Genomic DNA, 24578 nt, shown 5'->3' with positions numbered 1-24578 from the left:
TGCCTTTTGCCTCGGAATTTCCCCATTCGACGCCCACTGCTGGGTAATACCAAAGGCGGACATCCTCCGTTTGTGGAAGGTCGAGCACCGGATTGCGAGTCAGCATGGGGGACAGGATGGAGCAGATACGGCTTGGATCGATACACGGCCGGACAGCCCTCCTGTTTGGTTAAGGGCTTACGGTGGGTCTCTTTCGGACGGCCTACATGTGTTTTCTTCACTTACCGGTTTTTCTGTCGAGACCTTGCACAGTACTCTGGGTGAGAACGATATTTAGTCTCCCTTCGCTGCCTCATTCTCGCGCTTTTCTTGACTTTTTCCGGCGGTTTCGGGCATTCTATGCGGACGCGGCGGGCGCCGCGCTTCCCCCGTGCCGGTCACGGAAAACCACCCTCACAGGAGCGAGCGAGTCATGCACAAGGTTGTGTTGTTGCGCCATGGACAGAGCACTTGGAACCTCGACAACCGGTTCACGGGCTGGACGGATGTGGACCTGAGCGACCAGGGCCGTCAGGAGGCCGCCGCGGCCGGGAAACTCCTGAAGGAGGAGGGGTTCGAGTTCGACCTGGTGTACACGTCGGTGCTGAAGCGCGCCATCCGCACGATGCAGATCGCCATGGACGAGCTGGACCAGATGTGGGTGCCCGTGGTCCGCAACTGGCGGCTGAACGAGCGCCACTACGGCGGACTGCAGGGGCTGAACAAGGCCGAGACGGCGGCGAAGCACGGCGAGGAGCAGGTGAAGATCTGGCGCCGGGCCTTCGACATCGCGCCGCCGGAACTGGAGGAGAGCGACCCGCGCTTCCCCGGCCATGACCGCCGCTACGCCGACCTGACAAAGGAGCAGCTTCCCCGCACGGAAAGCCTCAAGGACACCATCGCGCGCTTCGTGCCCTACTGGACCGAGGTCATCGCGCCGCAGGTGGCCGCGGGCAAGCGCGTCATCATCGTCGCCCACGGCAACAGCCTGCGCGCCCTGGTGAAGTACCTCGACGGCATCTCCGACGCCGACATCATCTCCCTGAACATCCCCACGGGCATCCCGCTCATGTACGAGCTGGACGCCGACCTGAAGCCGGTTTCCAGCCGCTACCTCGGCGACCCCGAGGCCGCGAAGCGGGCGGCGGAGGCCGTCGCCAACCAGGGCAAGGCCGGGAAGTAACCCCCCGGAGACAAACGCAAGAACGGAGCGGGTCCCGCGCCGCGGGGCCCGCCTCTTTTTTTTAACCACCGATGAACAGTGATGAACGGTGATGGGGAGGGCTCGCTCGCTGCGACTGATTGGTCGGACAGGTCGGACGAGTCGGACGAAGCCAGGAGAATTGATCCGACCGATCCGACGGATCCGTCCGATTGGTCGGAGGTTCCCTTTCGGGTCCGGGCGGGAATCTGCTATCCTGCCGGGACGCCGCGCGCGGCGGGGGCCGCGCGGGCAACAGGAGCTTTCCCATGGACCGCCGTGATTTCCTGAAGGGGCTGGGGGGAGCCGCGCTGGCCGGGGCGTTCGCCGGGGGCGCCGCGCGCGCCGCAGAGGCCGGAGAGGAATTCTGCTTCGCCGTGGTGGCGGACCCGCACTGCGCGGAGGGGCCGCGCAAGGGCATGGAGGCCCTCGGGACGGGGGCGGACCGTTTTCTGCGGTGCGTGGAGGCGATGAAAACCCTGCCGGCGGCGGAGCAGCCGGACTTTGTCCTGGTGCTGGGCGACCTGCATGCGGACGCCTTTCTCCCCCTGCTGAAGGAGGTGCCGTATCCCGTGCATGTCACCTTCGGCAACCACGAGTCCACGCCGGTCCAGCGCAGGGCCCTGCGCGGGGCGTTCCCCGGCGACTTCACGGTGAACGGCGAGCCCTCCGACTATTACAGCTTCACCCACAAGGGCGCGCGGTTCATTTCCCTGTGCGACGCCGGGCTGGGGGGCGAGCACATCGGCACGCTCTGCTCCGAGAACATCCGCCCGCGCGGCCAGTGCGAGTGGCTGGAGGCGGAGCTTTCCGCCCCGGAGCCGCGCAAGGTGCTCTTCGCCCACATCCCCGTGGAGCGCGGCGGCGAGGACCGCGAGATGCACCTGAACCGCAACGACTCCCGCTGGATGAACGCGCTCCTGCGGGAGAAGGGCCCGGACGCGGCCTTCTTCGGCCACCTGCACACGCCCACGGAGGAGTACAGCAACGGCAAGTCCCACGTGTGGCAGGTGCGGTCCTGCTGCTGGAACGGGGGCAATGCGCCGGTGGGTTTTCTGCTGGCGCGTCTGACCCCCGGCGGCGTGTCTTGCCGGGAAATCCTTACGGGCCGCGCGTCCTGACCCGCGCCAGCGGAATGGTTGTCCCCCGGGGGGCATAGTTGCTAAGATGGACGGCCACGGAGCGGCCCGCGCACCGGGCTGGTTTGATGCGCGGGCCGTCTCCCCCGACCGCACAAACTTGGAGACTCCCCGTGTTTGAACGACTGGAAATGGCACCCCCCGACGCGATTCTCGGCCTTACTGAAGCCTTCAAGAAGGACCCCCGCCCGGAGAAGATCAACCTGGGCGTGGGCGTGTACAAGGACGCGGACAACCAGACCCCCGTGCTGAAGTCGGTGAAGGCGGCGGAGCGGCGGCTGCTCGACACGGAGAGCACCAAGAACTACATGCCCATCACGGGCGACCCGGCCTACGCGGAGGCGGTGATCCGCACCGTGTTCGGCGGGGCGGGCGCGGCGGCCCTGGGCGGGCGGGCGCGCGCGGCCCACACCCCCGGCGGCACGGCGGCCCTGCGCGTGGCGGCGGATTTCCTCACGCGCGGCTACGGCGCGCGCACGGTGTGGATGAGCGACCCGACCTGGGCGAACCACCCGGCGGTTTTCCAGGCGGCGGGCCACGCCGTGAAGTCCTACGCCTACTACGACGCGGCGACGAAGGGGCTGGCGGCGGACGCGTTCTTCGCCGCCCTGGAGGCCGTTCCGGCCGAGGACGTCGTGCTGCTGCACGCGTGCTGCCACAACCCCAGCGGTCTCGACCCGGAGCCGGGGCATTGGAAAACCATTGCGGAGATCGCCGCGCGGCGCGGCTGGCTGCCCCTGGTGGACTTCGCGTACCAGGGCTTCGGCGACGGCCTGGAGCGGGACGCCTTCGGCGTGCGCACGCTCACGGAGGCGCTGCCGGAACTGCTCATCTGCACGTCGTTCTCGAAGAACTTCGGACTCTACCGCGAGCGCTGCGGCGGGCTGATTCTCGTGGGCGGCAGCGCCGACACGGCGGCCCGCGCCTTCAGCCAGATGGAGAAGGCCGTCCGCACGAACTACTCCAACCCGCCGGCCCACGGCGGGCTTGTCGTGTCCACCATCCTCAACGACGCGGAGCTTCGCGCCCTGTGGGAGTCGGAACTGGTGGAGATGTGCGGCCGCATCAACGGCATGCGCCAGCTTTTTGTGGAGACGCTCAAGGCGAAGGGCGTGGACCGGGACTTCTCCTTCATCACCCGCCAGAAGGGCATGTTCTCCTTCTCCGGCCTGACGAAGGACCAGGTGACCGCGCTGCGCGAAAAAGACGCGCTGTACATCGTCGGCTCCGGCCGCATCAACGTCGCGGGCATGACGCCGTCCAACATGGACCGGATCTGCTCGGCCATCGCGGCGGTGCTGGCGGGCTGACCCGCAGCCAGTGAGAGGTGTCGCCGGCGGCGGAACGCCGGCGTGGACAGTCAGGGTTTGCAGGCAACCAAAACGAGAGGATTTCGTCATGAAGCAGGCCAAAAGCACGTTTGCGCTGTTTTTCGGTAACCGCGGGTTTTTCCCGGCGTCGCTGCAGGCGGGCGCGCGCAAGGAAATGACCGAGACGCTCCAGAAGCTGGGGCACAAGGTGATCGCGCTGGACGCGGACGCCACGCGCCACGGCGCGGTGCAGACCCCGGCGGAGGGCGAGGTGTACGCGAACTTCCTGCGCCGCAACGCGGGCAAGTACGACGGCGTCATCCTGTGCCTGCCGAACTTCGGCGACGAGACGGGCGCCGTGGCGGCGCTGCAGAACGCCGGGGTGCCGATCCTCATCCAGGCCTATCCGGACGACCTCGACAAGATGGCCCCCGAGCTGCGCCGCGACGCCTTCTGCGGCAAGTTCTCCATCATGGACGTGTTCCACCAGTACGGGCTGGAGTTTACGGTGCTCAAGCCGCACACCGTCCATCCGTCCGACCCGCGCTTCGCGGAGAACGTGGACTATTTCGACCGGCTCTGCCGCACGGTGAAGGCCATGCGCTCCATGGTCCTCGGCGCGATTGGCGCGCGCACCACGGACTTCAAGACCGTCCGCATTGACGAGATCGCCCTCCAGCGCCGCGGCATCACCATGGAGACCCTGGACATGTCCGAGGTCTTCGCCCGCATGAACGCGCTCAAGGCGTCGGACAAGGCGGTGAAGGACAAGGCCGCCCTGCTCAAGGGCTACTCCAACTGGGGCCGCACGCCCAAGCGCGCCTTCGACGGCATCGTGCGCCTCGGCGTCGTGCTGGACACGCTGGTGGACGAGCTGAAGCTGGACGCCATGGCCGTCCGCTGCTGGATCGAGCTCCAGCGCCAGCTCGGCATCTCCCCCTGCGTCCTCCTCAGCGAGATGAACAACCGCGGCATCACCGTCGCCTGCGAGGTGGACTGCGGCAGCGCCGTCACCATGCGCGCCCTGGCCGCCGCGTCCAACGGCGTCGCCACCTGCCTCGACTGGAACAACAACTACGGCGGCGACGACAACAAGTGCATCCTGTTCCACTGCGGGCCCGTGCCCCAGGCCATGATGACCGCCAAGGGGCGCATCACCGACCACGCCATCCTCGCCAACTCCGTCGGCAAGGGCTGCGCCTACGGCTGCAACACCGGCCGCATCGCCCCCGGCCCCATGTCCTTTGGCAACCTCATCACGGAGGACGGCCGCCTGAAGTTCTACCTCGGCGAGGGGCGCTTCACCGCGGATCCCGTGCCGGACGACTTCTTCGGCTGCGCCGGCGTCGCGGAGTTCCCGGACCTCCAGGAGTCCCTCATGCGCATCGGCTACGCGGGGCACCGCCACCACACCGCCGTCGCCATGGGCAGCGTCGCCGCCCCCGTGCGCGAGGCCTTCGAGAAGTACCTCGGTTACGAGGTGCTGCCCGTCTGAGGCACCGGACATTCCCCGAAAGCGCAACGGCCCGTCCATAAAGGACGGGCCGTTTCCTTTTTTCGGCGCGACCCGGGGCCTGCCGGCAGATGGGCGACCCGGGATGCCTTCTTGCCGTTCCCCCTATACAACGAAGAACTCCTGAACATCGTCCCGAGGTGAACCGCCTCCATGCCGTCTACTTCGGGTCCCGTGCGGACGCGCTGATGGAAAAACTCTTCGCATGGGCTTGATCTGTTTCGCCGCCGTGTTTGTCCCGAAGGGACAGCCGAATATAGCCCAGGGCATGCCGCCGCCCGAAGGGCCAGGCTTGCCCTGGGTCAGGGCCTTTACTGAAAAATGCCCTGAAGGGGCATCCGAAATTCAATCCCACACATACTGCTCGTCATACGCGACCCCGTGCCGCGCCAGCAACTCCCGCAGCTCCGCCTTGTAGTCCATCTTCTCGTGGTGCGCCTCCTGGCGCACGATATAGGCCCGCACATGGTCTTCGTTGGACGCACTCACGGAAAACGCCCCGTAGCCGTTCTGCCATTGAAAGCCCGCGTGTTCCGGGCCGTGCTGCCGTGCCCAGACGGTGACCGCGCGCTTGGCCACGCGCACTAGGTCCGCCACCGTTATTGTCCGCGACAGGAGGCAGAGAAAATGGACATGGTCGCCTGTGCCGCCCACCGCAAGCGGCGGGCATTGGTGCCCCCGTAATACCCCTCCGAGAAACGCGTGCAGCTCTTCCCTGAAGGAGGAGGGTTCAATCCATGCTTTCCGGTCCTTTGTCGAAAAGACAACATGAAGCGCAAGATGCGCGAGAGATTGCGGCATGAGTTCCTCCTTTCTGCGGTTGCCACGAATGTAGCACAGGCACCGGATCGGGGGTGTGAGCGGAATTTCGGATGCCCCTACAGGGCAGGTGCTACTGTGCGTCTTTACCCAGGGCAAGCCTGGCCCTTCGGGCGGCGGCTTGACCTGGGCTATATTCGGCAACACCTTTGGTGTTGAAGAGGGCTGCCGGCTTGATGGTCCTTCAAGGGATCACAGATTTGAGGCAACCCATTTCCGGCCATGGGCTGACCGAAGAAGGTAGCTCCTAATGGCGTCTTTGCACTGGTGGCTAGATTGAAATCAAGATGCCGTCTCCTACCCTAGTTTCTCCCACAATGCCCAGCGAACGCAATGGTCTGTGGCACGCGATGTCCGGTTTCCTTGCGCCAGGCAGCGGCAGTTTCCCACAGGACAAATCACATAGGTCGGTTTGTCCTTCGTGAAGGTAACCCGCCTATCCGCAGCTTCCCAGTAGCGGCACGTCGCACATTTCCTCTCCGTAACTCGATATGTTCCAGTAGCCATGCTTACCCTCCTGCATGGGTTCAATCGCTGAGACCTCCAAAATTGGCTTGTCCGGACAGTGTACTGAGACTCAAAGCTGAGTTCAACTGATGTCGCGGCGGTGTTCTGCCGTGCAGGCGGGGGGAGCGCGCAACATCGAAGGTAAGGATGTCATCAGGCACTACGGCCAAACCGGTTCACCGTTCCGGCGCAAAATTCTTGGGCGATCCATCACAAAAGGCTTGACAAATGCTTGAACTTGTGCTACCATCACGGTCGGTTCGATGCTAGGGACTGAGAGTCACGGCGTCTAATAGCGCACATAGGCCAAAGAGGAGTCAGGAGGACAAGATGGTACGTTACGTAGCCCCTGATAGGAAGTGCACACAGAAAACTGTGCGCAGAGATTACAGAGTAACCAACGTCTCTCTGACATTTCTATGCATCGCCACGCTATGTACAACAACATTGCAAGGTTGTGTGGACGGGACGGGGGGGGTAAGAGTCAAGCTGTTAAGGTATTAACAGGGCTCTCCGTTAATAACCTCGAGCTTCAAGAGGCGGTATTTGATGTGCTCGTTCGCGGATATGCAGAGCCCAAGGATGAAGATAACGATGAAGAAGTCAATGTGCCTCTAGGTCAAAGCAGTGGTCCGAAAGACAAATATACGAAAGAAGTCCTATACCGCGCGCGACTAAAAATTACTTATGGAATCCAGCTTTCGGATTTGACCATTGAATCCCCTTCAATGCCATCGAATAGAATGGTCGTTGTCTTAGACGAGCCAACTATGCTTTCAAGCAAGACACTGACAACGGGTGGTTCTGATAAGAAGATTGGTATCTTGGCAGTAAAAGGGGAAGGGTGGTTTAGCGGTTCTGTGCCAAGGGGAGATTTGGATCACAAGATTGAGTCATATTTAGTCAAGAATTCAAGTGTGATTGGCGACAAACTCATGAGTGAGTTAATCCCAAGCATGAAGATTCAATCGGAGGAGATTCTTTGCTCTCTCCTAAATCCAATTCTGCACGACGCAGGGATGGAGCTTGAGATAAAGTGGAATACTGCCCCAAAGCCATATCAAGAGGGCGTATTGTCTCCAAGAACTATTGAGTTGCCCGTCGAGAAGGAGATTTCACAATGATCACGCTAGTCAAGGCCGCGTTCTTCTTTCTTGGAAAGTCGGTAATGGGCATTTTCCGTCTCACGATGCGTTTTTGGATGACGGTGTTGGGGGTCGGCTGGCTGAGTACCGTTGGAACGGTGGCCACTATTTTGTTATTGTGCTGTCTGTTTATTTATGGAACGATGAGTCTTGCGAATCTGTTTTCCTTCACGCGAGCACCTCGCGAATATATATTTCGTCCATCAGAACTACAGGCAACGCTTGAGTCTATCAGTAAGACGGGTGAATTGGTTCTATATCAGACTATGTCTTCTTACAGAAATGATCCGAAAAAAGAAAATGATAAGGGCGGATTTTGGATCGACGAAAATGCGAATATTGAGGATGAACGCGGGAATTTGTTAGATAAGGGGAGTTATTTTTTGGACTATGTGGCGACAGTTACTATCCTTGCCAAGCTTGATCTTAGAAAAGTGCAGGTTTCCTTGGAGGATGGTGTTATTCATGTGCAGTTGCCTGTCCTGACATGTGACACTCGGCGTGAAACAGACTATTCTTTTGTGTGGGATGAAAGCGTTCCTGGAGGGTGGCCGCAATGGGCGGGTGGACAAAAGCCTGTGCCGCAAGAGGGCATTAATAGAGTAAAAGAGTGGTGTGAGAATAAGATAATGACAGATGTGTATTCCGATCCAGAGTTCATAAGTGATGTACGTAATGCCACTCAGCGATGGTTTAAGACAATCTATTCTTTTACTAATTATGATGTAAAGATAGAATTTCCGACACAATTGTTTTCCAGTGCACAAATAGGTGCCAAGGCAATGAGTACCGCGTCTCAGGGCGTGTAGCGCACGGTGCCCGTGTCGTCCACGGTGTACCCGAACTGGCGGACGTACGCGTCGCCGGGGAGGAAGGCGTCGTTGCGTGCGGCTAGGATTTTTTTCAGGCGCGTGTCCAGCTCTTCCTGCACCTGCCGGTATTCCTTCACGCCGCAGAGGTTGCGCTGCTGGTACGGGTCGGCCTCGTTGTCGTAGAGGAGCCAGGGGCCGTCGAGGCTGCGGACGTAGGTGTGCCGCGCCGTGCGCACGCCCCGGTACTCCCGGCCGCCGCGCGTGCGGACCCACTCGCCGAAGGGATGGGCGCACAGGATGAGCGCGGCGTCGCCGTCGGGCCGTTTCCCCTCCCGCAGGGCGCGCGAGAAGTCGCGGCCCTCGGCGGCCGCCGGAATCTCCGCCCCCGCGAGGCCGAGCAGGGTCGGCATAATGTCAGGGGTGTTCAGCGGCGTGTCCAGCGCGCGGCCCGCCTTTCCCAGCCCCGCGGGCCAGCGCAGCAGGAACGGCACGCGGATGGACTCGTCGTAGGGTTTCTGCTTGCGCTCCATGCCCTGCGATCCGAGCATGTCGCCGTGGTCCGACGTGAAGACCAGGATCGTGTCGTCCGCAAGCCCCTGCGCGTCGAGGAAGTCCAGGATGCGGCCCATGTTCTCGTCCAGCGCGCCCGCGTGGGCGTAATACCCCGCCAAATCCTTCCGCGCGCGCCCCGCCATTTCCTCCGGGACATTGGGTCGCAGGGTGATGGTGTCGGGCGAGAACCGCGCCTTCCAGCGTTCCGGGGCGGTCTCATAGGGGTTGTGCGGCGGCCCCCACGACAGGAACAGGGCAAAGGGTCTTTCTTCCGCCGCCGCGCCCTTGATCCAGGCCAGCGCATCGTCCGTCTGGGCGTCCGCGTCGTAGCCCTCCCACAGCCGGGGCTCCGGGCTGTCCGCGTAATACTGCGAATGGTTGTAGTCGTGCGTGCATTCCTGCACGCGCCAGTAGCCGAAACCCTGCCGCCGCTCCGGCGGAATGAACGACGAGCGGCCCCGCCCGTCCAGATGCCACTTGCCGATGTACGCCGTGCCGTAGCCCGCGCCGTTCAGCGCCTCGGCGAAGGACACCGCGTCGTCGCGCAGGGGCACGTCGTTCAGGAAGATGCCGTGGGTCAGCCAGTACTGCCCCGTCAGCAGGCTGGCGCGGTAGGGCGAGCACACGGGGCACCCCGACACGGCATGGGTGAAGTTAACGCTCTGCCCCGCGAGCCGGTCCAGGTTTGGCGTGACGGCGTTCGGGTCGCCCGCGTATCCGAAAGCCTGCGCCCGCCACTGGTCCGCGAAGACAAACACCAGGTTTGGCTTCTTCGCTGGCGCTCCGCAGGCGCGGTTTGCGGCGGCCATCAGCCCCGCCCCGACCGTCCCCAGAAATTCACGGCGTTTCATGCGTCATCCTCCGGAGACGCGTCCCCGCGCCTTTCGTGCTAGCGCCTGTCCGGCGTGGGCGAGGGCGGCGCGGTCCGCGCGGTTGAGCAGCCCGAACAGACAGGCCAGCGCGAAGACTGCCAGCAGCAGACCGCGCGCGGGCAGCGACCACGCATAGGGCAGGGTGAACAGCGGGAAGCTGGCGGCGAGGGCCGCGCCGGACAGGGCGTACAGCCCGAGCATGCGTTTGGTGTCGAAGGGCAGCGGATGCACGATGTGCTGCGCGATGACCCAGGTGAGCAGGAGTTCCAGCCCGAAGGCCGCCAGGGTGGACACGGCGGCGCCGGCCAGGCCGAAGTGCACGATGAACCAGTAGGTGACGGCGATCTTCGCCGCCGCCGCGCCGCAGGTGGCCGCGGCCGCCCAGGCCATGCGCTTGGAGATGCCGATGCCGATGTTGACCACCTGCACCGCGCCGTGGACGGCGTAGGAGTAGGCGATCCACGGGATGATCCCCAGCGCGCCGGCGTAGCCCTCGGCGGGCGCGAAGATCCGGAGCAGCTCGGGCGCGGCGCAGGTGACGCCCGTGGCGCAGAAGAACATGAGCAGGTTGAGCCAGTGCGCGGCGCGGGCGATCTCCGCCTTGCCGTCCGGGCGGAGGATCATGGCGAAGGCCGCCGGCGGCCAGGAAAGCTGGATGGACTGCGTGAACAGCGCCATGAGCGTGCCGATCTTGAAGCCCAGGCTGTACGGGGCCATCTCCTCCAGCGTGAACATCCGCGCGAGGAAGTAGCGGTCCGCCACGGTGAGGATGCCCACGGTCACGCTCATGGGGATGGTCGGCAGCCCGAAGGCCAGCAGCGACCGCAGCATGCCCGGGCTGAACTCGGGCCGAAGATGGCCGCGGCACACCCACAGCGCGGCCGCGGCCAGCACTGTCAGGCCGAACAGGTCGCCCCAGAGCGCCCCGGCGACCCCCTGCCCCAGCCACGCCACCAGGAGCAGAATCGCCAGCGGCCCGGCCACGCCGCGCACCAGGTTGAGCATGGAGAACAGCACGCTGCGCTGCATGGTGCGCAGCAGCGACAGCGCCTGCTTGCCGTAGGCCGTGACGGCGGCGGACAGGAAGACAATCCGCACGAGGTCCGCGTCCGCGGCGTCGCGGAAAATCATCGCGGCGAGGGGCCGCGCGAAGAGGAACCCCGCGCCGACAATCAGCACGTGGGCTGCCAGCACAAAGAGAAGCCCCGTGCTGAAGACGCGCCCGCGGTCCTTCTCCGACTCATGGTCGTGGTAGATGCGGACCACCGCCGGGCTCATGCCGAGGTCCAGCACGGGGAAGAGCAGGATCAGCGTGGTCGTGCAGAGGTCCCACTTGGTGAAGGCCTCGGGGGTGAAGATGCGGGTGAACAGCGGCACCAGCAGGAAGGCCACGCCCCGGTTCAGGATGAGACCGGCCATGTAGACCGCCGTGTGGAAGAGCGTGGACGAGAACCGGCTCATGCGGCGGCCCCGTCGGCGGCGCTTTCGTCCCCTTCCGGCGCTTCCCGGAGGAAGACCAGCGAGAAACCGATCGCGTAGTACAGGACGATCATGCCGGAGACCCATGCGGGCTCGTAGCAGTAGTGCGCCATGGTGCAGAGGTACCCGGCGACCAGCCCCACGGTCACGGGCTCATGGGCGCGCGGCACCTGCCGTATCCGCCGCAGAAAATGCAGGGCGAAAGACGCGTGCAGGGCCAGGAAAAGCCCCAGTCCGACGGGTCCCGTCTGGTAGAGCATGTCGAGGAAAATGTTGTGGGTCGTGCCCTGGATGCGCAGGAAGGTGCCAGACGTGGTCTTCTTCGGGTAGGAAAGCTGGTCGCCCAGCCCCCGGCCCAGGACGGGATGCTCGGCATAGCGCGACAGGGCCTCGCGGTAGGCGTAGAACCGCGTGTCCTCGTCGGACATCAACGGCATGCCGAAAGTCGTCAGGCGCTCCTGAAACATGAACATGACATGGCCGACCCGGTCGGACAGGGCGAAGAAGAGCGCTGCGGTCCCCGCGAGCAGGATCACCCCCACCAGCGCGAGGCGCAGAACGATCCCCGCAATGCCGCGGCCCCGGTTGCGCGCCATGAGCACCACGGCGAGGGCGGGCGCGAGCAACGCCTGCGCGATGCCCATGCGCCAGCCGCTGAAGCACATGAGCCCCGCCGTGGCCGCCGCGAAGCCCAGGGCCGCCAGCTTGAGCGGGCGCGGCCGCTCGGCCAGCAGGAAGGCGGTGAGATAGGCGAGCAGCAGCGCCAGACTGACAATCTCGTCGTCCGCCAGCAGGCGCGGGAAGATGTTGATCTCGTCGTTCGGGTAGAAATACCGGCCCGTCACCAGCCGGAACAGCCCGAAGAGGAACGCGACGCCGCACCCCCCGATCAGGGCCAGCTTCACGCCCTCCAGATGCCTGCGCCGCGTGGCGAGGCACAGCGGCGGCAGCAGGGCCCAGGAGTAGATGAAGAAACGGCGGAAGTCGCCCAGGACATCCTTGATCTCGCAACCGTTCATGACGCCTGTGGCCATGGACACCACGCCCCAGCCCGTCAGCGCCGCCAGCAGCACCACCACCCGGCGCTCCCCCCGTTCCAGCGAGAACAGCGCGGGTTTTCTCCCCAGCGCGGCGGTCACAAAAGTGAACAGCAGCGTCGCGCCCACGAGATACAGGAGGACGTCCCCCCCGTAGAAGCGGAATCCCCCCGCGCGCAGGGGGTGGAAATTCATGGGCGTGCGCAGGCCGAGGGCCGCGCCGAAGAAGATGATCGAAACCCAGGGGGCCGCGGGAAGCAGCACCAGCGCCGCCGCCCCCGCCAGCCCGGCCAGCAGCAGCGTCTCGCTGGAGAGCCCCGCCAGCACCGCCAGCACCGACGCCGCCGCCAGCCCCGCAAGCAGCAGCCCCGCCTGATACGGGGGGACGGCGGCGGTTTCTCTGGTGTCGGCCATGGAACGGCGGTCTCCGGGATTGCGGCGCAAACGGAGTCATGTCACGGGGACAGCATACCAAGCCGCCGGAGGGACCGCAACACCGCGCCGGAAGGGGTTTCTCCGCAGGCGGTCCGCCTCAGGCGACGTTCTGTCCGCCCGTGTCGAACGCGTCCATGAGCGCCATGCGGTCCACGGAACCGGTCCGCGAACGCGGGATCTCGGGCAGCAGCACCACGCTCATGGCGGGGGCGATACCCGGAAACCGCTCCGCGGCGTAGGCCGCCAGCTTTTCCCGTTTTGTCTTCGCGCCGGGCGCCAGCACCACAAAGGCGACCAGCCCCCCCGCCTGTTCATGGCGGGGCAGCACGCAGACTTCCGCAACGGAGGGGTGGCTGATAAAGTACTCGCCCACCTCGTTGATCATGGGGATCATCGTTCCAGACTCCTGTGGAAGGCGCCGGAGAGGCGCCCAATGCAATCGGTGTAGGACCCATATTATCGCCCCATCAGCCCCTCTGGGGCAACTTAAGGCCGAAAAACCGGCCCGCCGTCTTACTCCCCGGACATTAGAAGCCGGTAAATCTCCCAGGCGACCGCCCCGTTCACGATCCCCGAGGCCGCCAGGGCGGGCACATCGTACCCCTCGATGGAAACGCAGGCGTCGGGCCAGTCCCACATGGGGTCAACCCAGACCGCGCCCGCGCCGTCCGCCATGAAATCCCGGTCGGGCCGCACAGACACATAGGCCACCCGCGCCCCTGCGGGCACCGCCCGCCGCAGCAGGGTGTCCGGCGGCTGCTGGTATCCGATGTGCGCGATGAAGTCTCCGGGGGCATAAACGTCCTCCGGATGCGGCACCCGGAACCCGGCGTTCCATGTCGCGGAGGCGAAGACTGTTCCCAGCGCCGTCTTTTCCACCTCGTCGGGGAAAATGTGCCCCATGCTGTACATCCACAGCTTCTTTCCCCCCTCCCGCGCCTCGCGCGCCCACTTGCCCGCCGTTTCCAGCTTTCCCCGCCCCTCCCGCTCGATCCGGCCCAGCATCCGGCCGGTCTCCGCGGCGTAGCGCGCGCCCAGCACGCCCGGCGCAACCGGCGGCACGCCGGGATTCTCGTGGAATGCGATCTCCCCCTGCTTGAACTGGGTCATGCGCGCGTTCCCGCCGTAGGCCCCGATGCTTTCATACAGCACCGGCATCTTTCCCAGCCGCGTCAGGGCGGCAATCAGCTCGCCGGTGAACAGCCACGCGGGCGCCGCCGCCGCCAGGCTCGGCGACACGCCGAACGCCTTCGCATGGCTCTCAAACACCGGCGCGTCCAGGCCGGGTTCCGGCACGCCGAACACGGCCACAAAAGCCGCCGACCCCGCCAGCGCCTCCGGCGCGGCCAGGCCGGGCGCGGGCGTGTGCAGCACCACGTCGTCCGGACCCGGAATCTCCTTTCCCAGGGGGCGGATCATCATGAACCCGCCCGCGCGGCCCGTCAGTTCGCTTACCATCCCCGGTGCGCCCGAGGCGAACAGCCGTCCGCCGCGCGCCAGCCGCGCGGCGGCATCCTCCGCCGGGCCCCGCATCGCGGGAAGGTCCTCCGCGCACCGGGCCACCAGCGCCGCCACCCGCGTCAGGCAGGAGCCGGAGGGCGCGTCCGCGCCGAACAGAAAACACAGTGCCAGCAATGCGGTCATCGGTCACTCTCCTTGTCGCGTGTTCCGCAGCCAGTGTAGCGCAGCGCGGGGTGTGCCGGAAAGTCCGCTCCGACCCCGGCGGGCCTGCTATACTTTTCGCGGCATTCATTCCTGGAACCCCATCATGCTGAAATTCGCCTTGCTTGGAAGCGGGAGCAGCGGCAACGCCACGGTGGTCACCGACGGCTGCTCGACCGTGCTGATAGACAACGGACTGAGCTATGTGCGCCTCGTGGACCGCATGGGCCGCGTGGGGCTGTCGCCCGACCGGCTGGACGCGGTGTTCGTCACCCACGAGCACTCGGACCATGTGCTGGGGCTGGGGGTGCTCTCGCGGAAGGTCCGGGTGCCCATTTTTGCCAGCGCGGGCACCTGCGACGCCCTCCCGAAGAGCCTGGGCAGCCTGCCCAATCTGGTGCCCTTCGAGTCGGGGGACACGGTGCCCGTGGGCAACCTGAGCGTCGGCAGTTTCTCCGTTTCCCACGACGCGGAGGATCCCGTGAGCTACACCGTGACCAACTCCGGAACGAAACTGGGGTTTGCCACGGACTTCGGCCATGTGTCGCAGCTCGTCCAGACCCGTCTGGCCGGGGCGCACGCCCTCGTGCTGGAGTCCAACTACTGTCCGGACATGCTGCGGACCGGCTCCTATCCCCCCGCGGTCCGCCAGCGCATCAGCAGCCGCGTCGGCCACCTGTCCAACCACGACGCCATGCGGCTCCTGAAAGACCTGGCCCACGACCACCTGAAGATTATCGTGCTCGTTCACCTCAGCCAGCAGAACAACCTGCCGGACCTTCCGCTCCAGCTCGCCCGGAAGACGCTTCGGAACCACCCCGCCGAGATCATCATCGCCCCGCCGGACGGGGAGTCCCGGTTTTTTGAGGTGTCGGCCTGATGGACGCCCCCGCGCTGCCGCCCGCCCACGCGAAGATTCTGGAGCGCGCCGCGCGGGTCGCGGGCGTGCCCGTGGCGGTGCACCGCCTGCGCGGCGCCGCGGAGGCGCTCGCCGCCGGGTGGGGCGGATGCGCGGTCTGCCGCGCGGCCTGCGGCTCCGCCGCCGGAAAGGCCGCCTGCGCGCGGTCCCGCGCCTCGGCGCGGCCACTGGCGCGCGCGCAGGGCGGCCCCGTCACCCTGTTCTGCCATCTGGGGCTGGGCTGCGCCACTGCCGCGTGGCCCGGCGCTTCGGACCTCATGCTCACCTTCGGCCCCTACGTTCCCTCCGGAGAGGACCGCGGGCTGGCCGTGGCGGTGCGGCGCGCCCTCGCCGCCCTTCCGGGGGGCCGCGCCCCTGAGAAGGGTGTGCTTGCCCCGCTGGTCGCCGAGATTCCGCGCACACCCCCCGGCGCCGTCCTGGCCGCTTTGGAATGGACGCTCGAGGAACTGGCGCGGGCTCCTTTCCCCGCCGAGGCGGCGCCGGAGGAGCAGGCCGCGACGAAGGAGACCGCGCTTCCGGCGCCTCCGCGGCGGACTGCCCGGCGCAAAGATGCGGGCGCGGACTTCGACGCCGCCCGCATTGCCCTGGCCGCCTCCGGCGGCAAGTGGGCCGAGGTCAGGGCCATGCTCGGCGAGGCGGCCGCCGCCCGCACGGGCACCCGCCGCACGCGCAGCGCGGCGTTCCTGAAGCGGCTCGCGGAGGCGCTCGCCGCCGCGCGGGAGGCGGGGGGCGACACGGCGGGCGCGTGGTCCGTGCTGGCGGAGCTCTCCGCGGACGTTGAGGCCGGTGCGCCGGACGCTGAGGCTCTCGCCGGCGGCGGCGCCCGCGTGCTGCGGGCGGTGAAGTGGCCGGGGAAACGCCCCGGCGCCGGACGGCAAGTCCTGCGGCCCCGGCTGCAATACGCCCCGCTTAACACCATCCTGTTCGCGCGGTATGCGCAGCGGGTGACGCTGGCGGAGGTGGCCGCCGAACTGGGCGAGAACCCCACGACAATCACGCACCGGCTCCAGCGGAACTTTGGGCTCAGCTTTTCGGACTACCTCGCCTGCGTGCGCGCGGAGAAGGCCAAGCCGCTCCTGCGCCGGACCAGGGCGTCCCTGGCCGAGGTGGGCCGCCGGGTCGGCTTCTCCGACGCAAGCAATTTCGCCCGCGCCTTCCTCAAAGTCACCGGCATGCGCCCGGCGGAATACCGCGCCCTGCACGCGCGCCCCGAAAGGAGACGGAAATGAGGCTCTTCAAGCGGCTGCGCGAGTGGTGGCTGCGCCTGCGCTGCCCCACGGAGTTCCTCTGCGACAACTGCCGCTACGACTACGGGCAGGCCTGCACCCGCCGCGAGCGCCCCAACGCCCTGAAGTGCCCCGACTACACCCCGCGCGGGTGAGAGAAGCATGGGAAGGCGGCCGCAATACCTGCCGGCAGCAACGCCCCCCGGCCCCGTCCATGCAGTCCATGTCGTCCATTTCGTCCATCCCCTGACGGAGACTGCCTCATTCCCCGCCTGACGGCAGCAGCAGCACACGCAGCGCCGCGGAGAGGGCGTCGGCGGGGGGGGCGTCCCCCAGCACCCGCGTCACCGCATCCCCCAGTTCCTCCGGGCCGCTGAAGGGTTCGGTCTGTGCCACGGTTCCCCGGAAGCCCGGCGGCAGTCCCGCGGTGTGTGTCGCGGCGATCCAGGCGGCGAGGGCGGGGGAGAGGGTCACCGAGGCGGGGTCGTTGGCCAGGGCGAAGCGGACCCGCGCCTCCAGGCTGCGCCGCCAGTCCATCCACTCACGGGATGGGGCGGCCAGATCGCCTGCGGCCGCGATGCCCAGAAGGCCCGCGAGGACCGGCTCGAACGAGGCGGCGGCGCGGAACACGCGCCAGTCGAAATCCGGCAGGGGCGCGCCGGTGTTCAGGTCCGACCAGCGCACCAGGAAATCGCCCAGCACGGTCGCCTTGTCCCGGTGCTTCTCCAGAAAGGCTTCCCGCCGGGCGGGGGGCCACGGGGCCGTCGCGTCGCGCAGGGCGAGGAGGCACCACGCGGTGTCCGAGGCGTTGACCACCGCCTCCGGAAAGGCGTGGGCACCGTCGGCGTGCGCAAGCACCGGTAGCGACCCGGCGGGGGCGGCGTCCGTCTCCTTCGTCCGCACCAGTCCCATCAAGAATTCCAGTTGCTTTTCGGCCTGGTCCGTGAGGCCCAACCGGGAAAACGCCAGCGCGGCGCAGGCCGCCAACTGCGGCGTGACCACGGCGAGGGGAGGGGTCCCGCAGGGCGCAAAGACCACGGTGCCCCGGAGCTCGTCCCAGGACAGGAGCAGGCGGTCCGCGGCGTGCCGCGCAGTCTCCGGAAGGGGCTGGGGCAGTTCCCCGGCTTTGTCCGCGGCCGCGGCCCACTCGCCAAACGGACGGTCCAGCAGCGTCCGCAGCGTTTCCGTAGCGGTGTTGCGGCTGCCGCCGAAGCCTACGGCCGCCACGGCCCTCCAGCCCTCCCCGTCGGGCACGGGGATGACGCGGAGTTCCAGACGTGCGGATGCCGCGCCCACCGCCGCGCGTCCCGGGGGCGGCGCGTCGGGAAACTGGGCCGTCATGCGGCCCGTGGCGCCCGTGGCAATCCAGGTTCCGCCCTCAAAGATGTCCCAGCCCGCCCGGTTGGCGTCCTCCTCCGCCAGACGGCGGGCCCGCTCGCGGTCCTCCGGGGCCGGTTCGCCGGGGCGGAACACGAACGCGCCGCGTCCGTCCCCGAACACAGCACCGGCAAACCCCCGCGCGGCGGCGAAGGGCGGCGCGGCCAGCGGCACCCCCCGGGCCCGGTCCGTGGCCGGGAGCAGCGCCTGTTCCCACACCAGCGCGGGGGGTTCCGTGGCCGTGCGGGCCTCCAGCTCAACCACAAACCCGTCCATCCCTGGAGGGGCGACGATCCGCTGCCGGATTTCCTCCCCGTCCCGCCGCCAGACCGTCTCCACCAGGCCCCCACTGTGCGTGGAGACCTGTCCCTCCATCTCGTTCAGCCAGGCCACACCGTCTCCGGTGTCCACCCCCCAGTGCGCGGCGCAGGGCCGCGCCGTGCCGGGCAGGCTTCCCGCCTGCTCGATTCCGCCCGCGCCCGGCCACAGGACCGACACCAGTCCCCCGGCGGCATCCAGCGACACCGCCAGCCGCCCGTTGGCGGCGGTGGCCGCCGGGTCCGCCGCCTCCGGCGTCGTCTGGCGCAGGAAATCCGTGACCTCGTTGCCCGACGCGGCTCCCGTGCACACGGACAGGCAGGCCACCAGCAGGAGCGCCATTTGGTTGTCAGGCTTCATGGTGTCTGTCCCGGCGGGTCATCCCAGCGGATGGGGGCCAGCCCCCCCTGCCATGACAGGCCGTCGGCGGTTCTGACCGCCGTGAGCTCCATCCGCCCCGCCTCCTCCAGCACCCGCAGCAGCGGCAGGACCGTTCGATCCAGTTCGCGCGGCGTGGTGCCGGGGAGCCAGCCCTCCGCCGCCGCGTGGGAAAACGACTCGCGGAGCAGCGCGGCCAGCGCCGGTCCCTCCACACGCAGCCAGCACTCTCCCGGGGCGGCGCCCCGCCAGGCCGGCGGGCTGGCGGCCAGCCGAGCCATCAAGGGGGTGTTCGACGCCGCCAGCGCCGCCCCGGCGTCGGCGGGCATCAGGCACAGGGACAGTGCGTCCCCCAGCAGGGGCAGCAGCAGGCCCTCCGCGCCCTCCCATTCCATGATCCGGCGGGCGGGGTCCACCAGACTCCGCTGGAGGCTGTCGTAGGAGGGGAAAAGGCCCCGCCAGGCACCCGCCGCCTCCGGGAGGGGTGCGGCCCCGTCCCAGTGCAGACCGTACAGCGCCATCGCGGCGAAGGGAACCCCGGCATCCTCCGGAGGCTTTGTTGCGGACAGTCCGGGCAGGGACGCGCCCCACCGCGCCCCGGCCGCCGCCAGCGCATCCCGCAGGGGGGAGTCCCCCAGCAGGGAGTCACCCCCCCGCCACAGGAGGGCGAACACCTCGCGGCAGGCCGCCGCGTCCGCCGCGCAGAACGTGAGCGCGGGCTTGTCCGGCCATTCCAGGCGCGGAACCGTCGCGGCGGTTTTCGGCTGGCCGGACGGGTCGGACTTGTCGGACCGGTCCGGCAGATTCACCGTGCCGTCCAGGGTCAGGAGGCTGCCCGAGTCGCCCCTCACCACCGTGGCACGCGCCCACCCCTTGGGAAAGGTCAGAAAAACCGAAGAGGTGCTGAGCTCTGTCTCGATTTCCGGTGGCGGTGCGGGGGTCTCCCGCAGTTCCGCGGCCCATTCCGCGTCGTTGGACAGCACCAGCAGCCCGTCGCGCCACTGGCAGTGCATGCCGCGAAACCTGCCGGCGTTCCCCAGCAGGCCGTTGAGCGTGGTGGCGGCGCGCGCGGCGATGCCGGGACGCGTTACCAGACACCAATGGCCGTCCGCGCCGGACAGCACCGCCGGGGATCCCAGCCAGAAGTCCCACCTGCCCGGCGTGGGGCGGATTCCCGTGAGAAGCCGCGCGCGCAGGGCCAGCGCGGCTTGTCCCTGCGGATAGTGTTTTTGAAAGGCCTCTCCAGGGGTTTCATATTGAAAGTCCACCCAAAACCCGGGAGCATCGGGCGAGCTGGCCACCCAGGCGGCGTCCGGCGGGGCGAGCCGCAGCACGCCGCCCGCCTTCAGGGCGGCGTCCAGCCGGACGAACAGCACCATTCCCGCCACAAACAGGAGGGTCGCCGCAATCAGCGTGCGGCGCGCGCGGTGTCCGGAAGGGGGAGGGGGGGTCACCGGCCAAACTCGTCGTCGAGGACCGACGCGATGAACCGTTCGACGGAGATCTGGTAGTAGCGGCTTTCCGGCGTGAGGATCACCCCCGTGGTGATGTCCTCCTGCCGCTCCATCTCGTCCAGTTTCCGGCTGAGCAGCTCGTCCACCGAGATGTCCACATGCTCGACATGGAGATGCTCGGAGCTGCACTCCACGGGCTTGCCGCGAAAGCCCAGGAACCCGAAGAGGCGGCCGGACAGATCGTTGTCCACGCCGTCCTCGCCGAAAATCTCGCCGTAGCTGGGGTTAAGGTGGGTGGGCCGGATCACGAAGCGCGGCGACACCTGCACCTTGCCGCGCACCATGAACGCGCCGCGCGACGGCTCCAGGGGCTGTCCCAGGCAGAAATAGGGCAGCTCGTGGTAGCCGCTCACAATGCCGTAAGTCGGCTTGCGGACCACCACCGTCCGGTTGAAGATGTCGCGCATCTCGTCAGAACCCAGGGGCATAAAGACCGTCCTCGCAGGTTTCCCGAAGTGTACCCGCACCGCCCGCCGCCGCGCAATCGGGACCGCCGGGCGTGCCTTCAGGGCGCGTGCTATAATCGGCCACGGGCAGCACCCACGGAAACCCGCCATGCGCATCGCCTTCGCCGACATGATGTTCTCCTGGCCGCCGCACGGGGGCGGGGATGTGGACATGTTCCACGTCCTGCGCGGCGCGGCGGGCATGGGGCACGAGGTCCGGCTCTTCGCCGCGCGCGACGAGGCCACCTGGGAACGGGGGCGCATTACGGGGGAGCTTCCCTTTCCCGCCGAAATCCTCTCCTTTTCCACGGGCGATTTCACCGGACCGCACGTGGCGGAGCGGTTTCGCGCCGCCGTGGACGCCTGGCATCCGGACGCTGTGTTTGCGGGCCAGGGGTTTCTGATGAAGCCCTACCTGCTGGCCGCGCTGGGGGATTGGCCGCTGGTCTCGCGCTACCACGCCCACGAGGCGGCGTGTCTCCGCGACATCACGCGGTTCCTCGACGGCGCGCCCTGCCCCAACGCGTTTCTGGAGACGCCGCAACTCTGCCGCGACTGCTCGCTCCGGCGGTGGGGCGGCGCCATCCGCAACGGCGAGACCAACGCCTGGCTCCGCGAATACCTGGGCGCGGCGTGCTGGAAGCCGGAATATGCGGCGCTGGTGCGCGACGCGCTGGCGCGCGTGCGGGTGGCCCTGGTCTCGACGGAATCCATGGCGGCGGCGCTGGGCGGCCTGCCAGTGTCGGTGCGGATCGTTCCGAGTTTCACGGACCTGGACCCCTTTCTCGAAATCCCCCCCGGTTCGGTGGCGGAACCCCTGACTGTCCTCATGCCGGGCCGGGCGGAAGACCCCGTGAAGGGGTTTGCCGTGCTGGCGGAGGCCGCCGACCGGCTGTGGGCGCGCCGGCAGGATTTCCGCGTGGCCGCAACGCTGGCCCCCGGCGGTCCCGGAAGACCCTGGCTGGAGCCCCTGGGCTGGGTGGCCCACGACCAGATGCCGGCCCTTTACGCGCGCGCCGCCGTGTGCGCGGTGCCCAGCGTGTGGGAGGAGCCCTTCGGCCTGGTGGCGGTGGAGGCCATGGCGGCGGGCCGTCCCGTCGTGGCCAGCCGGACCGGCGGGCTGGCGCGCATTGTCGCGGACGGCGAGACGGGTCTGCTGACGCCCCCGGGCGACGCGGCGGCCCTTGCGGACGCGCTGGCGCGGCTGCTGGACGACCCGGCGCTGCGGGCGCGCCTCGGCGCGGCGGGCCGCGCGCGCGCCCTCGCCGAACACACCCCGGCGCGCATTCAGAAGACGCATTACCGGCCCCTGTGGGACGCCTTGGCGGGGGACCGGCCATGAAGCGGCGCGTGGCCTTTGTGGATCTGGTGTTCAGCTGGCCGCCCAACGGCGGCGCGGACGCGGACCTCTACCATGTGATGACGGGCCTCCAGCGGGAGGGGGTGGAGGTGCGCCTGTTCCTCCTGCGCGAGGAGGGCAGCCAGGAGCGCGGCGTGGTCCACGGCATGCTTCCGTTCCCCGTCACGCCGCTGTCGTTCCCCCACAACCGCCTGAACGCGGACACCGTGGCCGCGCGCTTCCGGGAGGCGGTCGCGGAATGGGCGCCGGATGTGGTGCTGCTGACCCATGGGTTCTGCCTCAAACCGCATGTCGCGCGCGCGCTGGCGGGGTTTCCCCTGGTGGGCCGGTATTACGCCCACGAGCTGATGTGCGCGCGCGACGGGTTCCGCTACCGCGCCGGCGCGCCCTGCCCGAACGACTTCCTGCGGACGCCCGGCGTCTGCCGCGACTGCGCCGCCGAATCCCTGCAGCCCGAGATCGCCTCGGGCGAATGGCGCACCTGGGTGTCGGACTACGTCGCCGCGCAAGCCTGGCGGCCCCGGTACCATGAGACGGTAACCGCGTCCCTGGGGGCATTCCGCGAAATCATCGTCTCGAACCGCTCCCTGCGCGAGGAGCTGCTGCCCCATCATCCGGCGGTGACGGTGATTCCCGGCGGGGTGAACGCGGACACCATTCCCCGGAAAGACCCGGCGCGAGGCGGGTCCGGGAAACGGGTCATCCTCATGACCGGCCGGGTCGAGGATCCCCGCAAGGGGCTGGGCGTGCTGCTGGCGGCGGGGGAGCTGCTCGCGCGGAAACGGGACGATTTCGAGATCCACGCCACGCACTTTGACTTGGCGGCCGGCGGGCCGCCCTGGTACCGCCCCCTGGGCTGGATGACCCACGCGGAGGCTCTCGCGCTGTACCAGGGGGCGGACATCTCCGCCGTGCCGTCGCTCTGGCGCGAGCCCTTCGGGCTCGTGGCGGTGGAGGCCATGGCGGCGGGCCTCCCGGTGGTGGCGTCGGACACGGGCGGCCTGTCGGACATCGTCCGCCCCGGCGAGACCGGACTCCTCGTGCCGCCGGGGGACGCGGAGGCCCTCGAGGCGGCGCTGGAGACCCTGCTGGACGACGACGCGCTGCGCGCGCGCATGGGAGCCGCGGGCCGCATCCAGGCGGAGACCGAGCATGACTGGCAGGCCGTGATCCGGCGGCATTACCTGCCGCTGCTGGAAAGGGTGGCCGATGGACGTTCCTAAGCGCATAGGCCTTTTCTACAGCCTCGGCCCCCATTTCGTCCGCGCCCTGCGGCAGGTTCGCGCCGCGCACCCCCATGCCCGCATCACCGCCATCGTGCCCCCCGGCTTCCCCAAAGCCATGCTGGAGCACGCCGACAACGTGCTCACCGTGCCACCCCCGCCCCACGGGCTGCGCAACGCCGCCGCGCTGGTGCGCGTCCTGCGGGAGCAGCGCTTCGACCGGCTGGTGGTCCTCTTTGACAGCCCGCGTCTGCGGGTGCTCGCCCGGCTGAGCGGCGCGCGCGAGCGCTGGTGCTGCGGCCCTGACGGCCGCCACGCCGCGCTGGAGGGGGGCATCCTGGGCACCCTGCTTCGGGGCCTGGGCCGGAAGATCCGGGGCCACCTCACCTGGGCGCGCATCTGGCTGGAAATCCGGTTGGCCCGCAGACTGTGACCTTTTCCGGATCGGAGGGGACAAAACACCGGTCCTGAAGGGCCCCTTTGGGGCAGCCCTTCAGGGCCGGGCGGGTTATGCTTCTGCCCGTTTGCCTAGGGTCTTTCCGCGCTCATTCCGTGCTGGTGAAACGCACTGTGGCGCTGGTGGTCACCGCCACGGTTCCGGCAAGTCCGGGATCCATGACGCCGAGGCGGTTTCGGGAGATGGTGACCCAGCCCTGCACGGAAGATGTCGGCGCATCCGCATCCAGAACCAGCGTGCCTGCGGGCACCGTGTAGGCGCCTGTGTCGGCGACATCCTCCATGATGCCCTGGAGATACTCCCCGGACACGGTCACGGTCGCCAGTCCGTCCGCGATGGGGTTGGTCCAGTTCACCGCAAGGTCGGCGGCACGGGACACGGAGGCGTCCGCTGCGGGGGCGGTCACCGCGAGGGGCACAAGGGTGTCCACGGTTCCGGTCAGGGCGGTGCCGTCGCCGCGGGTGAAGGTGAAGGTGTACTGCTCCGCCGGATCGAGAGCTGTCTGATAGAAGTCAGTGGCGACACCGTTGCGACGGGGCATGGCCACCCCGTTCACCGTCACCGTGTCCCCCGCCGTCAGGATGAGGTTGACGGGGCCGATCCCGGTGCCCGTGGTCCAGAACGAGGCCCGCGCGGTAACGCCGACGTCGTTTACGTCCACGGTGAAGGTGCAGGAAATCTGGTCAGTGGGGTAGTCGCCCGAGTCGCCGGTCTGGCAACCGACCAGTCCGGCGACGCACAGCAGGGCCGAAAGCGCGAGAAAAGCCTGTTTCATGGAGAAACCTCCTTGTTGTTTCTTGGCCGATGTCCTTTGCCCTTTCTGCGAAATATACAAAAGTCTAGCCCTTTTGTTACAGGACGTCAAGGGGAAATCCGGACGCGCCGCCTTTGTGCGGAT

At 67.6% G+C, this 24578-nt stretch carries 22 protein-coding genes; 12 read left to right on the top strand and 10 right to left on the bottom strand.

Features of this window, described 5'->3' with window-relative positions:
• Window positions 1–412 precede the first annotated feature (412 nt).
• The 4 genes from gpmA (at window position 413) to GXY15_16685 (ending at window position 5124) form a co-directional block, all read left to right on the top strand.
• A complete protein-coding gene (gene gpmA / locus GXY15_16700; GenBank protein ID NLV42853.1) occupies window positions 413–1162 on the top strand; it encodes a 2,3-diphosphoglycerate-dependent phosphoglycerate mutase in 750 nt (249 codons plus the stop codon).
• Window positions 1163–1449: 287 nt separating this feature from the next.
• Complete coding sequence (locus GXY15_16695) at window positions 1450–2301, top strand: twin-arginine translocation signal domain-containing protein (GenBank protein ID NLV42852.1); 852 nt, start codon at window positions 1450–1452, stop codon at window positions 2299–2301.
• Between the two features lie 131 nt (window positions 2302–2432).
• Window positions 2433–3629: an aspartate/tyrosine/aromatic aminotransferase gene (locus tag GXY15_16690; protein NLV42851.1), complete on the top strand. Its 1197-nt coding sequence runs from the start codon at window positions 2433–2435 to the stop codon at window positions 3627–3629.
• Window positions 3630–3717: 88 nt separating this feature from the next.
• Entirely contained in the window at window positions 3718–5124 is a 1407-nt protein-coding gene (locus GXY15_16685; protein NLV42850.1) for a hypothetical protein, read from the top strand.
• Window positions 5125–5487: 363 nt separating this feature from the next.
• Here GXY15_16685 and GXY15_16680 read toward each other — a convergent pair whose 3' ends face one another.
• On the bottom strand, window positions 5488–5943 hold the full coding sequence (locus GXY15_16680) for a transposase (GenBank protein NLV42849.1): 456 nt from the start codon (window positions 5941–5943) through the stop codon (window positions 5488–5490).
• A 959-nt stretch (window positions 5944–6902) separates the two neighbouring features.
• Between GXY15_16680 and GXY15_16675 the strand changes: the two genes are divergently transcribed.
• Both GXY15_16675 and GXY15_16670 read left to right on the top strand, forming a co-directional pair.
• Window positions 6903–7592, top strand: a complete 690-nt coding sequence (locus GXY15_16675; GenBank protein NLV42848.1) for a hypothetical protein — start codon at window positions 6903–6905, stop codon at window positions 7590–7592.
• On the top strand, window positions 7589–8422 hold the full coding sequence (locus tag GXY15_16670) for a hypothetical protein (GenBank protein ID NLV42847.1): 834 nt from the start codon (window positions 7589–7591) through the stop codon (window positions 8420–8422). The genes GXY15_16675 and GXY15_16670 overlap by 4 nt, the downstream gene beginning before the upstream one ends.
• On the opposite strand, the gene GXY15_16665 is transcribed toward GXY15_16670, so the two are convergent.
• The 5 genes from GXY15_16665 to GXY15_16645 all read right to left on the bottom strand — a co-directional run bounded on the left by GXY15_16665 (window position 8410) and on the right by GXY15_16645 (window position 14444).
• On the bottom strand, window positions 8410–9828 hold the full coding sequence (locus GXY15_16665) for a sulfatase (protein ID NLV42846.1): 1419 nt from the start codon (window positions 9826–9828) through the stop codon (window positions 8410–8412). The genes GXY15_16670 and GXY15_16665 overlap by 13 nt on opposite strands.
• Before the next feature lie 3 nt (window positions 9829–9831).
• Window positions 9832–11310: a lipopolysaccharide biosynthesis protein gene (locus tag GXY15_16660; protein NLV42845.1), complete on the bottom strand. Its 1479-nt coding sequence runs from the start codon at window positions 11308–11310 to the stop codon at window positions 9832–9834.
• Window positions 11307–12779 (bottom strand): O-antigen ligase family protein, encoded by a 1473-nt coding sequence (locus GXY15_16655; protein NLV42844.1) that lies wholly within the window; start codon window positions 12777–12779, stop codon window positions 11307–11309. The genes GXY15_16660 and GXY15_16655 overlap by 4 nt, the downstream gene beginning before the upstream one ends.
• Window positions 12780–12897: 118 nt before the next feature.
• Window positions 12898–13194 (bottom strand): amino acid adenylation domain-containing protein, encoded by a 297-nt coding sequence (locus GXY15_16650; protein NLV42843.1) that lies wholly within the window; start codon window positions 13192–13194, stop codon window positions 12898–12900.
• Window positions 13195–13313: 119 nt separating this feature from the next.
• On the bottom strand, window positions 13314–14444 hold the full coding sequence (locus GXY15_16645) for a hypothetical protein (protein NLV42842.1): 1131 nt from the start codon (window positions 14442–14444) through the stop codon (window positions 13314–13316).
• 124 nt (window positions 14445–14568) lie between these two features.
• Here GXY15_16645 and GXY15_16640 point away from each other — a divergent pair, with 124 nt between their 5' ends.
• The 3 genes from GXY15_16640 to GXY15_16630 are packed head-to-tail and all read left to right on the top strand — an operon-like array spanning window position 14569 to window position 16762.
• Window positions 14569–15342: an MBL fold metallo-hydrolase gene (locus GXY15_16640; protein NLV42841.1), complete on the top strand. Its 774-nt coding sequence runs from the start codon at window positions 14569–14571 to the stop codon at window positions 15340–15342.
• Entirely contained in the window at window positions 15342–16610 is a 1269-nt protein-coding gene (locus GXY15_16635; GenBank protein NLV42840.1) for a helix-turn-helix transcriptional regulator, read from the top strand. The genes GXY15_16640 and GXY15_16635 overlap by 1 nt, the downstream gene beginning before the upstream one ends.
• Complete coding sequence (locus GXY15_16630; protein ID NLV42839.1) at window positions 16607–16762, top strand: hypothetical protein; 156 nt, start codon at window positions 16607–16609, stop codon at window positions 16760–16762. Before GXY15_16635 ends, GXY15_16630 begins: the two co-directional genes overlap by 4 nt.
• 106 nt (window positions 16763–16868) lie before the next feature.
• Here GXY15_16630 and GXY15_16625 read toward each other — a convergent pair whose 3' ends face one another.
• The 3 genes from GXY15_16625 to GXY15_16615 are packed head-to-tail and all read right to left on the bottom strand — an operon-like array spanning window position 16869 to window position 20622.
• Window positions 16869–18662 carry a hypothetical protein gene (locus GXY15_16625; protein ID NLV42838.1) on the bottom strand — a complete coding sequence of 598 codons (1794 nt, stop codon included), beginning with the start codon at window positions 18660–18662 and terminating at the stop codon, window positions 16869–16871.
• A complete protein-coding gene (locus tag GXY15_16620) occupies window positions 18659–20134 on the bottom strand; it encodes a hypothetical protein (GenBank protein NLV42837.1) in 1476 nt (491 codons plus the stop codon). The genes GXY15_16625 and GXY15_16620 overlap by 4 nt, the downstream gene beginning before the upstream one ends.
• Window positions 20131–20622 carry a hypothetical protein gene (locus tag GXY15_16615; protein ID NLV42836.1) on the bottom strand — a complete coding sequence of 164 codons (492 nt, stop codon included), beginning with the start codon at window positions 20620–20622 and terminating at the stop codon, window positions 20131–20133. Before GXY15_16615 ends, GXY15_16620 begins: the two co-directional genes overlap by 4 nt.
• 730 nt (window positions 20623–21352) lie before the next feature.
• Here GXY15_16615 and GXY15_16610 point away from each other — a divergent pair.
• The 3 genes from GXY15_16610 to GXY15_16600 all read left to right on the top strand — a co-directional run bounded on the left by GXY15_16610 (window position 21353) and on the right by GXY15_16600 (window position 23656).
• Window positions 21353–21982 (top strand): glycosyltransferase family 4 protein, encoded by a 630-nt coding sequence (locus GXY15_16610; protein NLV42835.1) that lies wholly within the window; start codon window positions 21353–21355, stop codon window positions 21980–21982.
• A gap of 725 nt (window positions 21983–22707) precedes the next feature.
• The gene (locus tag GXY15_16605; GenBank protein NLV42834.1) at window positions 22708–23223 is read left to right on the top strand and encodes a glycosyltransferase family 4 protein; all 516 of its coding nucleotides are present in this window, start codon (window positions 22708–22710) and stop codon (window positions 23221–23223) included.
• Window positions 23210–23656, top strand: a complete 447-nt coding sequence (locus GXY15_16600) for a hypothetical protein (GenBank protein ID NLV42833.1) — start codon at window positions 23210–23212, stop codon at window positions 23654–23656. The genes GXY15_16605 and GXY15_16600 overlap by 14 nt, the downstream gene beginning before the upstream one ends.
• A gap of 112 nt (window positions 23657–23768) precedes the next feature.
• Here GXY15_16600 and GXY15_16595 read toward each other — a convergent pair whose 3' ends face one another.
• Window positions 23769–24455: a hypothetical protein gene (locus tag GXY15_16595; protein NLV42832.1), complete on the bottom strand. Its 687-nt coding sequence runs from the start codon at window positions 24453–24455 to the stop codon at window positions 23769–23771.
• Window positions 24456–24578: the final 123 nt, after the last annotated feature.

It is taken from the genome of Candidatus Hydrogenedentota bacterium, from assembly GCA_012730045.1.
Taxonomy (GTDB): Bacteria; Hydrogenedentota; Hydrogenedentia; order Hydrogenedentales; family CAITNO01; genus JAAYBR01.
This window is presented reverse-complemented; position numbering and strand designations above follow the sequence as displayed.